The sequence below is a fragment of the Kitasatospora sp. NPDC088134 genome (assembly GCF_044741705.1).
Taxonomy (GTDB): domain Bacteria; phylum Actinomycetota; class Actinomycetes; order Streptomycetales; family Streptomycetaceae; genus Kitasatospora.
The window spans coordinates 1-13718 of sequence record NZ_JBIUTD010000028.1; the positions used below are offsets into that span (position 1 = coordinate 1).

The following is a 13718-nucleotide window of genomic DNA, read 5'->3' on the forward strand; positions in this document are numbered from 1 at the left end:
CAGGTACGACAAGCGCGTGTACGTCTTCCTCGGCACCGTCACGGCCGCCGCCCTGGCCATCTGGCTCCGCTCATGATCGCACGGACAGAACCTAGTGCCGCGTCAGCGGACGGCTGCTTCCCCGCCACGTGTCCGTGTCCCCCGCCCTCCCCCACCCGTGCACGTCCGGCGCAGGTCGGACACGCCCCGAAAGGACCCTGCCCATGCGCAAGGGGCTCCTGTTCGCCACCGCCGCCGTGTCGGCGGCCCTGCTCTGCACCACCACCGCCTGCTCCTCGACGGGTTCCGGCGGCACCGGCCCGGCGGGTGCCAAGAAGCCGAAGATCGGCGTGATCCTGCCGGACAGCAAGTCGTCCGTCCGCTGGGAGACCGCGGACCGGCCGTACCTCGCGGCGGCGTTCAAGGCCGCCGGGGTGGACTACGACATCCAGAACGCGGAGGGCGACAAGCAGGCGTTCCAGACCATCGCCGACCAGATGATCACCAGCGGCGTGAACGTGCTGGTGATCGTCAACCTGGACAGCGGCACCGGCAAGGCCGTGCTCGACAAGGCCAAGGCGCAGGGCGTGGCCACCATCGACTACGACCGGCTCACCCTCGGCGGCTCCGCCCAGTACTACGTCAGCTTCGACAACACCCAGGTCGGCAAGCTGCAGGGCGAGGGCCTGGCGAAGTGCCTGACCGACGCGGGCGCCAAGAACCCCGTCGTCGCCGAGCTCAACGGCTCCCCCACGGACAACAACGCCACCCTGTTCGCCAAGGGCTACAACGGCGTGCTGGACCCGAAGTACGCCGCCGGGGAGTACACCAAGGGCCCCGACCAGTCGGTGCCGGACTGGGACAACGCCCAGGCGCAGACCATCTTCGAGCAGATGTACACCGGTCGGCCGGACCTCGGCGGCGTGCTCGCGGCCAACGACGGCCTGGCCAACGCGGCGATCGCCGTGCTGCGCAAGAACCACCGCAACGGGCAGGTGCCGATCACCGGTCAGGACGCCACCGTGCAGGGGCTGCAGAGCATCCTGGCGGGCGACCAGTGCATGACGGTCTACAAGGCCGTGCAGAAGGAGGCCGACGCGGCGTCCGCCCTCGCCGTCGAGTTGGCGGGCGGCAAGCAGAGCCGGACCACGGCCACCGTGCACGACCCGACCGGCAACCGCGACGTCCCGGCCGTGCTGCTGACGCCCGAGGCGATCTTCAAGGACACCGTGCAGAAGGTCGTCGCCGACGGCTTCGTCACCAAGGCACAACTGTGCACCGGCGACTACGCGGCGCTGTGCGCGAAGGCCGGGATCAACTAGCCCGGCCGCGCCCGGCCGTACCCGCGGACCCCGGCCGCCGCCCGGCCGGGGTCCGCCCCGTCCCGTCCCCAGGAGCCCCACCCATGGCAGAAACACCGGTTCTCGAACTGCGCGGGATCAACAAGAGCTTCGGCCCCGTCCAGGTCCTGCACGACGTCGCGCTCAGCGCGTACGCGGGGCAGGTGACGGCCCTCGTCGGCGACAACGGCGCGGGCAAGTCGACGCTGGTCAAGTGCGTCGGCGGCATCCACCCCGTCGACGCCGGCGACTACCTCTTCGAAGGCCGCCCGGTGCAGGTGCACAGCCCGCGCGACGCCGCCGCGCTCGGGGTGGAGATCGTCTACCAGGACCTCGCGCTGTGCGACAACCTCGACATCGTGCAGAACATGTTCCTCGGGCGGGAGAAGCGTCGCGGCCTGGTGCTCGACGACTCGACGATGGAGGAGATGGCCGCCGCGACGCTCCGGAGCCTGTCGGTGCGCACCGTCAAGTCCCTGCGCCAGAAGGTCTCCAGCCTCTCCGGCGGGCAGCGGCAGACCGTGGCCATCGCCAAGGCGGTGCTGTGGAACAGCAAGCTGGTGGTGCTCGACGAGCCGACCGCGGCGCTGGGCGTCGCCCAGACCGCGCAGGTCCTCGAACTGGTGCGCCGGCTGGCCGACAACGGCCTGGCGGTCGTCCTCATCTCGCACAACATGAACGACGTCTTCGCGGTCTCCGACCGGATCGCCGCGCTGTACCTCGGCCGGACGGCCGCCCAGATCCGGGCCTCCGACGTGACGCACGCCCAGGTCGTCGAGCTCATCACCTCGGGCCGCAGCGGCGACCCGGGCCCGCAGCACACCCCCCACGGAGCCGCCGCGTGACCGCCCTCGCCCCCGAGCAGCCCGAGCAGCCCGAGCACGCGGAAAAGCCCGGGCAGCCCGAGGTGCCCAGGGCCCCTGGGAGGCCGACTGCCGCCGGCGGCCTGGCGGCGGCGGGCCGCGGCTACCTGGAGCAGGTGCGCGGGGGCGAGCTCGGCGCGCTGCCGGCCGTCGCCGGGCTGGTCGTGCTGTGCGTGTTCTTCTCGCTGCTGCGCCCAGTCTTCCTGTCCGACCTGAACTTCGCCAACCTGCTGACCCAGAGCGCCGGCAGCATCGCCATCGCGATGGGCCTGGTCTTCGTCCTGCTGCTCGGCGAGATCGACCTGTCGGCCGGCTACGCCAGCGGGGTCTGCGCCGCGGTGCTGGCCGTCCTGCTGACCGACCACGGCTGGCCCTGGTACGCGGCGGTGGCCGCCGCCGTGCTGACCGGCGCGGCGATCGGGCTGCTGCTCGGCACGCTGGTGGCGAAGGTCGGCATCCCGTCCTTCGTGGTGACGCTGGCCGCGTTCCTCGGCTTCCAGGGCGTGGTGCTGATGCTGCTGAAGGAGGGCACCAGCGTCTCCGTCAAGGACCCGACCGTCCTGGCGATGGCCAACGACAACCTCAGCCCGGTGCTCGGCTGGCTCCTGCTGGCCGGCTGCGTCGCCGGGTACGCGGCCCTGCAGGTGCGCCGCAGCCGGGACCGGCGCGGCCGGGGCCTGGCCGGAACTCCCGCCGCGCTGCTGGCGGTTCGGATCGGCGCCGTGCTGGTGCTCGGCGGCGCGGCCGTGCACCTGCTCAACCAGGAGCGCAGCCGCAACGTCCTGGTCAACTCCCTCCGGGGCGTGCCGATCGTGGTCCCGGTGATCGGGGCCCTACTGCTGCTCGGGACCTTCGTCCTCCGGCGGACCCGCTTCGGCCTGCACGTCTACGCGGTGGGCGGCAGCCCGGAGGCCGCCCGCCGGGCCGGCATCGACGTCGCGTTCATCCGGATCGCCGCCTTCGTGATCTGCTCCTGCCTGGCCGCCGTCGGCGGCATCGTCGCCGCCTCCCGGGGCAACTCGGTGGACCCCAACACCGGTGGCAGCAACGTCCTGCTGCTCGCCGTCGGCAGCGCCGTCATCGGCGGCACCAGCCTGTTCGGCGGGCGGGGCCGGGTGGTGGACGCCGTGCTGGGCGGCCTGGTCGTCGCGGTGATCCAGAACGGCATGGGACTGCTGGGGTACAGCTCGGGCGTCAAGTACGCCGTCACGGGATCGGTCCTGCTGGTGGCCGCCGGGGTGGACGCCATGTCCCGCCGCCGAACCGCCCGACGATGAGTACTGTCCGGCGATGAGGGCCGTCCGAGGATGAGGGCCGTCCGAGGATGAGAGCCGGTCCTTCCCGGGAAGAGGTCCGCCGGCACAGCACAGCCTGGGCGCGCTGCTGCGCCGCGAGGTGGCCGACCGCCGGGACGGCCGGCGGCCGGGTCAGGGGCGGCAGACGCCGTGCTGCCAGGCCCAGGCGGCGATGCCGACCCGGTTGCGGACGCCCAGTTTGCGCTGGACGCTCGCCACGTGGTTCTTCACCGTCCCGGTGGCGAGGAAGAGTTGCGCCGCGATCTCGGCGTTGGTGCCGCCGCCGGCCAGCAGCGTGACGATCTCCCGCTCGCGGTCGGTCAGCGGCTCCGGCTCCGGCTCCGGCCCCGGGGCCTCGGCGGCCGGTCCGGCGCCGAGTTCGCGCAGCAGGCGGACGGTGACCTGCGGACTGATCAGGGTGTCGCCGGCCGCCGCCGCGCGGACCGCCTCGATCAGCAGGGTCGGCCCCGACCGCTTGAGCAGGAAGCCCGCGGCACCGTTGCGCAGCGCGGCGTGCACGTACTCGTCCAGGTCGAAGGTGGTCACCACGACCACCCGGAGCGGGACGGCCACGCCGGGGCCCGCCAGCAGGCGGGTGAGTTCGAGCCCGTCGACGCGCGGCATCCGGATGTCGGCGAGGACCACGTCCGGCCGCAACCGCCGGGCCAGTTCGACCGCGGCGCCGCCGTCCGCGGCCTCGCCGACGACCTCGATGTCGGGCTGGGCGTCGAGGACCATCCGGAAGGCGCTGCGGATGCTCTCCTGGTCGTCGGCGAGCAGGACCCGGATCGGGCCGGTGCTCGTCCGGGCGTCGCTCATCGGGGTTCGGCCTTTCCGTTGCGGAAGGGGACGGGGAGGGCGGACCGGCTGCCGTCCGGGCCGCCGGCGAGCGGCAGTTCGGCCGCCAGCAGCCAGCCGCCGTCCGGGCGGGGCCCGGCGGTCAGCGATCCGCCGAGGGCGGTCACCCGCTCGGCCAGGCCGGGCAGCCCCAGCCCGCCGGCGCGTTCGCCGCGCTGCTGCGCCCTCCCGGCCGGGGCGCCGTTGCCGACCTCGACGGTGAGGCGGGCCGCCGACCGGTCCAGTGTCACGGTCACGTCGGTGTCGGGCGCGTGGCGGCGCACATTGGTCAGCGCCTCCACCACGATCCGGTAGGCCGTGCTGGACACTTCGCGGCTCACCTGGTCGAACAGGCCGGGGGCGAGGGCGAGTTCGGTCCGGCCCGCGCTCGACTCGCGGAAACGGCCCACCAGTTCGGGCAGCTCGTCCAGGCCGCCGGGCGAGTGCCGGGGGTCGGCGTCCGGCCCGTCCGGCCCGTGGAGCATGTGCACGGTGCGGTCCATCGCGGCCAGGGCCCGCAGCCCGGCCTCCTCGATCCGGCGCAGCGCGTCGAGCGCGACCCCCGGATCGGCCGCCCCGAGGAACCGCCCGGTCTGCGCCTGCGCGACCATCTCGCTCACGTCGTGGGCGACGAAGTCGTGCAAGTCCCGGGCCAGGTAAAGGCGTTGGCGCCGCCTGGCGTCGGCCACCGAGGCGACCCGCCGGGTGTCCAGCATCCGCAGGTAGGCCCCGCCCGCCGCCGCGCCGGTCGCCAGCAGCGACCAGAAGACGCAGGCGCCGACGGTGCCGCGGACCGAGTCGGTGTTCCAGGCCCGCAGCACCCACAGGGTCACCGCGAGGTGGGCCAGCGTTCCCGCCACGATCGCCTGCGGCAGCGCGGCGTGGCGCGCGGTCGGCACCAGCAGGGCCAGCAGGGCGAGGGCCTCCAGCGTGCCCGCCGTCCCCGGCCCGAGCCCGGCCGTGCCCGCGGGCCGGGCGACCGTCACGGCGAGCGACACCGCGGCGGCGACCCCGGTGGCCCGGGCCACCAGCGGACGCGACCGCGACCGGCCCGCGTGGACGAGCAGCGCGGCCGCGCCGGCCAGGACGGCCGGCCCCATGATGATCAGCACGACTCCGACGGTACGCGCACGGGCACCGGCCGCGCCCCTGTCTTTCGGCACCTTCGGCGTCCCTCCGGCCACGGTCCCGGTGCCCAACGGCATCTGCCCCCGCGTCAACCACCCGGCGAGGCTTGGGGCATGACAGCGAACCAGTCGGCCCGACCGGCCGCCGCACCCGCCCCCACCCGCCCGGCGCGCCGCCCGGAGCGGAGCCCGGAGCGGGGCCCCGTACAGCCGAAGTACGTTCCCGGCACGCCCCGTTGGGCCGTGCTCGCCGCCCACGCGGTTCCGCTGGTGGTGCTGCCCTCCGGCCTCTGGCGGCTGCTCATGACCGCCGGCCTGGCCGGGGTCGGCCACTCCGAGAACCCGGGCTACCGGTCCCGTCCCGTCGAATACCTCTACGCCCTCTTCCTGTCCCTGGTCTGCGAGGGCTTGGCGCTGCTGGCGATGGGCCTGGTCAAACCCTGGGGCGAGGTCCTCCCGCGGTGGCTCCCCCTGCTGGGCGGGCGGCGGGTGCCGATCAGGGCCGCAGTGGTACCGGCGACCGTCGGCACGGCCCTGCTGGTGCTGTTCGGCGCCTACTTCTTCCTGAACCCGGTCCTCTTCCACCTCCACTTCACCCCGCTGGTCGGCAACGAGGGGACGCCCACCTCGCACCTGGAGGTCAGCGGCTGGTCGCAGGTCCTCTTCCTGGCCTGCTACCTCCCCCTGCTGGCCTGGCCGCCCCTGGTCGGCGCCGTCACCCGCGCCTACTACCGCCGCCGCACCACCACGGCCCCTCAGCCGGCAGCCTGACGGGGCCCGCCGGACTCGCCCCCTCCCGAACGGGTCGCCGCTGACGGCAGCACGAGGTCGTGTCGGCCCGTATAGGGATCCACGGCAGTGGGAATTCGGCCTTCGGGAGCACAGTCAGGTGTCAGGAGCCCGGCGTTGTTCAGGGGGAGAGGTACGCGGCGGACTCGGTGCGGCGGGGGTGGTTGAGCGCGGTCAGGCCATGGTGGGCCAGAGTGAGAACCGCGGTGGCCTGGGCCTGTCGACCGAGACGGTGCAGGGCGATGCCCAGGTCGAGGCGGGCGGGTTCGCTCCAGGCCGGCATGTTGGCGTCCTCGAAGACCGCCAGTGCCTGACGCAGCAGCGGTTCGGCGTCCGCCCAGCGGTCCAGGGCGACGAGATCGGCGCCCAACTGGTGGAGGGCGTTGGCGTGGTAGACCGCCAGGAGTTCGGGCGAGGTGCCGGGGAGGCCGTCGCGGCAGATCCGTTCGCTGCGTCGGTGGATGCCGAGGGCCCGGTCGGCGCGGCCGGTACCTCGGAGCAGTATGCCCAGGGCGTTGAGGGCGGTCAGTTCGGCGAGCCGGGCCGGCGGACCGCTACCTGACGATGCCGACCTGCGCCGAGGCCGCACCGCGGCTCCCCCTGCCGGAACGACGGAAGGACATGGACCGGTTCACCGACTTCTCCTCCTCGGCCGACACCGACTGCTCCTGGTACGACAGGAACGAGCAGTTGGCGAGCGGCTGGGAACCCTCCTCCCACGCCGACGTCCGCTGGTCCCTGCGCCGTTCGGTGGGCACCGGCGAGAACGCCACCGAAGTCCAGCGGAAGGACTTCACGAACCGCGCGCGCAGCGACGGCCGCCCCGCGACCGGTCTCGCCTTCGCCGACGACGCGTACTGGAGGACCGCCGACAGCGGGTGGACCTGTGTGCTGTCCGTCCGCAGGGCGAACCTCACCGTGGACGTCTTCCTCGCCGGCGAGCGGCATCCGGCCGCCGACTGCGAGCAGGAGGCGGCGAGGATCGCCGAAGCGGCCCTGGGAGCGGTTCCCGCCACCCCCGCCTGACCCTCGGGCGGTTCCTCGGTCTGCGGGACGAGGACGGCGGGGACGGCGGCGACAGCCTGGACCGACGGGTTCCTCCGCCGGTGGGTGGTGCCTGGTCGGCCGGTTGCCCGGCGGGGCTGTCAGGGATGCCGTGTGCCGCTACTGGAGGGAGAGCTCGGCTGGTAGGCGGTGGCGCGGATCGGTGCGCCAGGTGTCCGGCAGTCGGTGGGAGAGGGTTCCGGGCCGGGCCCAGAGCAGGGCGGTGACGCGTGGATTCGCAACGAGTATCGGGCATTCCACCCGGTACCAGTTGCTCTCTTTCCTGACGGTGTCACCGAAGACGATCCGCACCTCGCCCCGGGCGGCTTCGGAGAAACCCGCGGAAGCGTTTCGCCAGAAGGCTTCGGCCCGTTGCGAGTATTCGGAGTAGTGCGGGGTGGGCATGCGAAGGTCCTCGATCAGCATCATCATCGTCTCCCCGCCGTACTTCCGGGCGGTGGCCTTCGTCGCCTCCTCGACCGACCTCCCCCCGCAGGTGCCGCTGTAGTACCACAGCGCGGTGGGGACGCGGTTCTCGGCAGCGGTCCGGATCTGTTCCCGGGTCACCCATCGGGAGGCGTCGTCCGTCTGCCCGGGAAGGACGATCCCGTCGTTCTTGGTCAGCCACTCGCTTTCGAGGGGAACCGACTCGTCGACCGGTTCGGCTCTGAATCCGGAGCCCGTGCGCGCGGTCACAGGTAGGCGGAGCGTTCGGGGCCGTCCGGAAGGTGCAGGTGCTGGACCACGGGGTTGCGCTTGCCGCTCGCGGTGAAGTGGAAGTCCTGGTGCGGGCGGTGGCGCAGGCGGAAGCCCTGACGGCCCCCGAAGTACGAGTCCAGGCGGGAGTTGAGGTCGCGGACGCAGGCGGCGGCGGGTTCCGCCGGGCCTGCGGTGACGAGGTCGAGGAGACCTGGTTCGGTCTGGACGACCTGGTAGTCCGGCAGGCCTGCGGCGGCCAGCGCGGCGAGCAGTGAGTACGGTGAGTAAACGGCTCCGTCGCAGCCGACCAGGCTGCTGCGGGCGCGGCCCACGATTCCTTCGGTGACGGTGCCGGGCAGGCCGCAGCCGCAGTCGACCGGGCGGGGCGCGAGGTCGCCCGTGACATAGCGGATGACCGGCATGGGCGTGGAGACCAGGGAGGTCAGGACGATCTCGCCCACCTCCCGGCCGTCGGTCGGCTCGATCTCGGGCAGGACGAAGTCGTCCTGGAAGTGCAGGCGTTGCCGCTCGCACTCGAAAGCCGCGTAGCCGGTCTCCGCGGTCGTGTACAGCATGGTCACCCGGCAGCCGAAGGCTTCCTCGACCACGCGGCGGCCGCTGTCGGGCATGTGCTCGTACGTGGCGACGACGCCATGGGGACGCAGGGCGATGCCGCGTTCCAGGCAGTACCGGGCCAGGGTGATGATGCGGCTCGACGAACCGGTGATCTGGTCGACCGGGAGGTGACCGACCACGGCCTCGTACTCCGCGACGATGTCGGGTGCCCCGGGGTCGTAGCCGCGCAGGTTGCACTTGACGTAGGGACGCGGCAGCATCACCGGTTCGAACAGCCGGGTGCCGGGGAACAGCAGGCCGAGGTTGAGCACCGTGCCGCTGTCCGGCAGGCCGAGGAGAGCGCTCAACCGCTCCCGGACCACGTGGACCAGCAGGCTGCCGGTCTCCGTGGTGGACAGCAGGGTGACGGGTTGTCCGGTGCTGCCGCTGGTCTGCGACAGGAAGAACGCGCCGGGGGCCATCCGGCCGGTCGGGTCGCGGGTGATGAAATCGGCGACGTGCTCGCGCAGGTCGCTCTTGCGGACCTGTGGGAAGTCCCGCAGGTCCAGCTGCCGGCGGTTGCGCAGGGCGGAGTAGTACGGGGCCCGTTCCACCGCGGTGGCCAACAGGTGGTCGAGGCGTTCGCGTCCCCGGTCCGTGTCGTACGGTGCCAGGTTCTCGATCTCCCGGCGCTTCTCCAGGAACCAGTCGGACGACGCCTTGCGCGTGATGCGGTCTCGCAGCAACTGGAATTCGTGTGCCAGATCGCTCGGCAGATTCAACGCGTTCCTCCGGGGAGGCAACCGTCCGGGTGCCGGGGGGAGAGCCGGCACCCGGACGAGGAGCAGGTTTCAGCTGACTTCGAGGCCACCCGCGACGTTCTCCAGGTCCTCGTCGCCGATCTCGGCGGCGAACTCGTCGGCGGCGGTCTCGGCGGTGGTGTTCTGGGTGTCGCTCATGCTTCCTCCATGGAGTTCCGGCCGCATTCCGGCGGAAGCCGCTCGGAGATGTCGGTGGGTGTTGCGGGAACGCGTCGCTTCCCGGTGGGGCACTTCGAACCTAGGGGGCCGGAGAGAAGGGCCACAAGGAACGTCCGACACTCTCCCCGAAGCGTGCACGGCGGCGGGGAACCGTCCCACCGATCCGATCCGTTCCGCCGTCCCCGGGGGCGCGGTCGCGACACGTATCCGTGCAAGCGTGGGCGCAGCAGCGGCCGGGAGCGGTGCCGTTCGTGCCGGCCGTTGCACCCGCGGTGCCCTCCCGGCCTATGCTCCGGACCGACGGCCCCCTGTGGCACGGTGGTTCGGTCTCCCACGCGCAGCTCCGGAGAGGACCTCGGGTGGTGCTCGGCCGGGCGGTCCGCAGCCGGGTGGCCCGTTCCGTCCCCACCCCCGACCCCCGTACCCGGAGGCATCGTTGCGAGCCGAATCCGCTGCTACGGATATCACCAACATCCTTGAGGAGAACCGGAGTTCGCTGATCCCGCAGCCCGGCCCCGCCGAGCCGGTCAGGGCGGAGCCGCTCGGAGAGTGGGTCCCTCGCGCGGACGAGCGGCCGTCCAACGGCGGCGGTGTCGTGCTGCCGGGGCAGACGGACGACGTGTCCCGGTGGGTGACGAGGGAGCAGATGCGGAACGCCACGAGGGACGGCGGCCCCATCGCCCTGTGGTACTACTGCGGCACCTACCGGGGAAAGGCGGTCGAGGAATCGGCGAAGGCCACCGCCAGGAAGTACGGCGGGCGGACGATGATGATGCTGATCGAGGACCTCGGACTCCCGACCCCCTACTACTCCGACTATTCCGAAAGGGCCGCGGCCTTCTGGCGGAACGCATCGGTGGGATTCTCCGAGGCTGCCCGGGGCGAGATCCGTATCGTCTTCGGCGACGCCGTACGCAGGGGGAACACCTGGCAGCGCGTGGAGTGCCCGGTACTCATGGCGAACCCGCACGTCACCGGTGTCCTGTGGGCTCAACCCGGTACCGAGTTCCGCCACCTCCTGGGCCCGGGCCGGCGTGATCCACGCTTCCACCTGCCCCCCGGACTCGTACCGGGCTGAGCCGTGCCCGGGTCGGCAGGAGCGGGCGTCCGGCAGCAGATCGTCACTACGGCGTTAGTCATGCATTAGCAGGACGCTCGACCATGGCAATGCGCTGTGATCATCACCTTCGGAGTGGGGACCCGCACGCCCCGAGCTCGGCGGACTCGGATGTTCCCACCTCAGGAACGTATTCACTCGGCGTGGTCCTTCCACCCTCCGGCACGGCTGCGCCAACACCGCTGCACAACCGAGGAGCAAGACATGGAGTCGACTCAGCCGTCGACCGCGGCCCGCGCCGGTCGACCGGGGACCTGCTACACGGTCGAGGAGGTCTCCAAACTGGTGGGGATGTCGCCCCGCAACATCCGCGCCCACCAGTCCCGCAAGCTTCTTCCGTCCCCGGTGCGCCGGGGACGAAACTGTTACTACGACGAAACCCACGTCCTCCGGTTGCACCACATCGTGAAACTGCAGCGCCAGGGCTTCAATCTCGTCTCCATCGCGGCCTTCCTCGGAGTGGGGGACCACGACGACGACGAGGAGGCGCTGCTGGCGGCCGCGGTCAAGCGGACGGTGCGTGACCAGCCCGCTGTGTTCTACACGTTGAACCGCCACGGCATGCTCGGCCGGGAACCCGACGGGACGGTGACGATCTCCCAGCCCGGCGTGCACCGGGCGATGACGGAACTCGTTCGGACGGGTGTCCCCCCGACGGCCGCGCTGCGCTGCCTCGCCCGGTCGCTGGACCGGATAGCCGGCGTCGCCGAAGAACTGATCGCCTCGTCCAGCGCCGAGCTCATCGCCGCGGCCGAAGGCGGAGGCCCGGCCCGGGGGGCCGATGCCCGGGTGCCCGACCAGGGGGTGGCCGGCGTGCGGGAGGGCGTGCTGCGGCCCACCCGGTTCACCGAGGGACTGGTGGAAGTGCTGGTGAGTACTTTCCGGTCCGCCGTGGAGGACCGGGGCCGCGATCTGGTCACCGAACTCCTGATGGAGGACGGCGGTTCCGAACCCTGGTTCGAGGAGCACCTGGTGGTCGAGAACGGGTGACCGCGACGGCGTCGCCGCAGGTCCCACCACGCCTTCGGCGGCACGGTTCGGTGCAACCGTGTTCCGTCGGTGGGCGATGCCGCATAGCGTGTCCTCGGTCAAGACACCTCGGCTCCGGCCGAGGTGCCGTGCGCCGACCGTGAGTCCTCGGGCCTGTGCCCCCGGCGGCACACCGCACGACCGCCCCAGTAACGGAAGCACGAATGCCAGTGAACCCCGCCTTTTCCCTCCCCGCACCGGACACGGACACGATCAGGGCCGACAGCTACCGGCTCCGCGCCGACGCCCGGTTGATCGAGGAGCCGGACGGCCGGATCGTCCTCGAGCAGTCCCGCTACCGCCTGCACCTGCCCGGACTGGAGGCCGGCCGCAAAGCCGTTCTGCTGCGGATGGAGGAGGACTGGCTGAGCGACCTCCAGATCGCCCAGCTCGTCACCGGGCTGGAGGGCGGCTCCCGGCTTCTGTCGGCCCAACTGCTGGTGCGCCGGCTGCTGATGCACTCCTGGCTGGAACGCCGGGTCTCGGCCGGTGCCCGGGCCCTGCTGGACGTGGTGCCCCGCCGGATCGGCCCCCAGAACGTCCCGCCGCGGCGTCAGCAGCAGCCCGGGACGGCGTACCGGATGTCCAGGTTCGCGGTGCTGCGTGCCGAACCGGGCCGGATGGCGGCGTACTCGCCGCTCAGCACGGTCGGGATCAGCTGTCTGCACCCCAGGCTGACCGCCGTCCTGGCCCGTGCCTGTGCGGAGGGGGTCCAGCTCGCCGACGTGGCCGACGAACTGGACGTCGACACGGCGACGGCGGGCCTCCTGCTGGAGGAACTGCTCGCCGCCGGCCTTCTGCTGACTCCGGAGGAGGCCGCGGCCGAAACCGGGGCGGCGCCGATGGCGTTCTGGTCGGCGGAGGAGCTGTGGCTGCACGACCGTTCGCGGGCGGAGCGCCATTCGGCGCCGATCGGTGCGACCGACCGGTTCCGCGGTTTCCCGCCGGAGGACCTCGGGCGGACGCCCGCCGCCGCGCCCCGCTCCTCGGTCGCGTTGCCCGAACCCCCGTGCGCCGTCCAGGGGGACGCCTCCCTGGCGGCGGTGATGGCGCGCCGCCGCAGCTTGCGCCGACACGACGACAGCCGACCGGTGACCCTGACGCAACTCGGGGAGTTCCTCCACCGGGTGCAGCGCCGCGAAGTCCGCGACGGCGGCGGCGGGAGGACCTCCGTCCGGCCCTATCCGGGCGCAGGCGGTCTCGGCGAGCTGGAGATCTACCCCCTGGTCTCCCGGTGCGCGGACCTGCCCGGGGGCCTCTACCACTACGACTCGGTGCACCACGGCCTGACCGTGGTCGCCCCGCCGGGGCCCGAAACCGAGCGGATGCTGTCGTTCGCCCGCGGCACGGCCGCCATGTCGGCGCCGCCGCAGGTCCTGTTCGTGATCACCGCCAGGGTCGGGCCCCTGATGCGGAAGTACGAGGGGACGCCGTACGCGCTGGCCCTCAAGGACGCCGGGATACTGACCGCCTGGATGTACCTGGTCGCCACCGACATGGGCCTGGCGCCCTGCGCCCTCGGCGCGGGTGACGCCGCTGCCTTCTCGGCACTGGCCGGTCTGGACACGCTGAGCGAGCCGGCCATCGCCGAATTCGCCCTCGGTTCCTGCCCGCCCACCGCGCGGAAGCCGGCCTGAACCCCGGAACCGGACCGCTCCGGCACGTAGCGCACTCTCTTCAGCCCCAGACCGCAGAGGATCGAGCCATGTACTCCGTCGAACGCACCGCTTTCGCCTCCGGCTACAGCGCGGCGGTGGCCGCTGTCTGGTCCGATCCCGGCCAGGAGCGGCTCCTGGAGCAGGACCCGCGCACCTTGCTCGCCGAGCACGGTGTCCGGGTGCCGGCCGGGACCGCAGTGATCGTCGACCGGGACAGGTTCTCGGCGTCGGAGGTGTTGGAGGAACAGATCCGCTCCTGGGAGGAGTCGGCCGTCAGCGGTCTGCTCACGCTGTTCGTGCCCCACCCGGACCGGTTCGAGGAACGGGAACTCCGGGAGGAGGAACTGGACGCGCTGGTGGCCGGCACGGGCTCGCAGGGTTTTCCGGAGATTCCGTTCTGACCGCC

14 protein-coding genes are annotated in these 13718 nt (G+C 72.3%); 9 read left to right on the forward strand and 5 right to left on the reverse strand.

Annotated features, from left to right (window positions below):
* The first annotated feature begins 203 nt into the window (after positions 1-203).
* From ACIOHG_RS31145 to ACIOHG_RS31155, 3 genes are all read left to right on the forward strand, one after another.
* On the forward strand, positions 204-1301 hold the full coding sequence (locus ACIOHG_RS31145) for a sugar ABC transporter substrate-binding protein (RefSeq protein WP_400955580.1): 1098 nt from the start codon (positions 204-206) through the stop codon (positions 1299-1301).
* Positions 1302-1384: 83 nt separating this feature from the next.
* Positions 1385-2164, forward strand: a complete 780-nt coding sequence (locus ACIOHG_RS31150; protein ID WP_400955581.1) for an ATP-binding cassette domain-containing protein — start codon at positions 1385-1387, stop codon at positions 2162-2164.
* Entirely contained in the window at positions 2161-3459 is a 1299-nt protein-coding gene (locus tag ACIOHG_RS31155; RefSeq protein ID WP_400955582.1) for a sugar ABC transporter permease, read from the forward strand. Before ACIOHG_RS31150 ends, ACIOHG_RS31155 begins: the two co-directional genes overlap by 4 nt.
* A gap of 150 nt (positions 3460-3609) precedes the next feature.
* Here the strand turns inward: ACIOHG_RS31155 and ACIOHG_RS31160 are convergent, their stop codons facing one another.
* Complete coding sequence (locus ACIOHG_RS31160; RefSeq protein WP_400955583.1) at positions 3610-4296, reverse strand: response regulator; 687 nt, start codon at positions 4294-4296, stop codon at positions 3610-3612.
* Entirely contained in the window at positions 4293-5426 is a 1134-nt protein-coding gene (locus tag ACIOHG_RS31165) for a sensor histidine kinase (RefSeq protein WP_400955585.1), read from the reverse strand. Before ACIOHG_RS31165 ends, ACIOHG_RS31160 begins: the two co-directional genes overlap by 4 nt.
* 129 nt (positions 5427-5555) lie before the next feature.
* Here ACIOHG_RS31165 and ACIOHG_RS31170 point away from each other — a divergent pair, with 129 nt between their 5' ends.
* Positions 5556-6212, forward strand: coding sequence for a hypothetical protein (locus ACIOHG_RS31170; protein ID WP_400955587.1), 657 nt, complete (start codon positions 5556-5558; stop codon positions 6210-6212).
* 139 nt (positions 6213-6351) lie between these two features.
* On the opposite strand, the gene ACIOHG_RS31175 is transcribed toward ACIOHG_RS31170, so the two are convergent.
* Entirely contained in the window at positions 6352-6819 is a 468-nt protein-coding gene (locus ACIOHG_RS31175; RefSeq protein ID WP_400955589.1) for a tetratricopeptide repeat protein, read from the reverse strand.
* 32 nt (positions 6820-6851) lie between these two features.
* On the opposite strand from ACIOHG_RS31175, the gene ACIOHG_RS31180 reads away from it, so the two are divergent.
* A complete protein-coding gene (locus ACIOHG_RS31180; protein WP_400955590.1) occupies positions 6852-7256 on the forward strand; it encodes a hypothetical protein in 405 nt (134 codons plus the stop codon).
* A gap of 138 nt (positions 7257-7394) precedes the next feature.
* Here ACIOHG_RS31180 and ACIOHG_RS31185 read toward each other — a convergent pair whose 3' ends face one another.
* A complete protein-coding gene (locus ACIOHG_RS31185; RefSeq protein WP_400955592.1) occupies positions 7395-7970 on the reverse strand; it encodes a hypothetical protein in 576 nt (191 codons plus the stop codon).
* A complete protein-coding gene (locus ACIOHG_RS31190) occupies positions 7967-9274 on the reverse strand; it encodes a hypothetical protein (RefSeq protein ID WP_400955594.1) in 1308 nt (435 codons plus the stop codon). The genes ACIOHG_RS31185 and ACIOHG_RS31190 overlap by 4 nt, the downstream gene beginning before the upstream one ends.
* Before the next feature lie 670 nt (positions 9275-9944).
* Here ACIOHG_RS31190 and ACIOHG_RS31195 point away from each other — a divergent pair.
* From ACIOHG_RS31195 to ACIOHG_RS31210, 4 genes are all read left to right on the forward strand, one after another.
* The gene (locus ACIOHG_RS31195) at positions 9945-10586 is read left to right on the forward strand and encodes a hypothetical protein (protein WP_400955595.1); all 642 of its coding nucleotides are present in this window, start codon (positions 9945-9947) and stop codon (positions 10584-10586) included.
* Between the two features lie 243 nt (positions 10587-10829).
* Positions 10830-11615, forward strand: coding sequence for a MerR family transcriptional regulator (locus ACIOHG_RS31200; protein ID WP_400955597.1), 786 nt, complete (start codon positions 10830-10832; stop codon positions 11613-11615).
* Positions 11616-11818: 203 nt separating this feature from the next.
* Positions 11819-13291, forward strand: a complete 1473-nt coding sequence (locus ACIOHG_RS31205; RefSeq protein ID WP_400955599.1) for a SagB family peptide dehydrogenase — start codon at positions 11819-11821, stop codon at positions 13289-13291.
* Positions 13292-13359: 68 nt separating this feature from the next.
* Positions 13360-13713: a hypothetical protein gene (locus ACIOHG_RS31210; protein ID WP_400955600.1), complete on the forward strand. Its 354-nt coding sequence runs from the start codon at positions 13360-13362 to the stop codon at positions 13711-13713.
* Positions 13714-13718 lie beyond the last annotated feature (5 nt).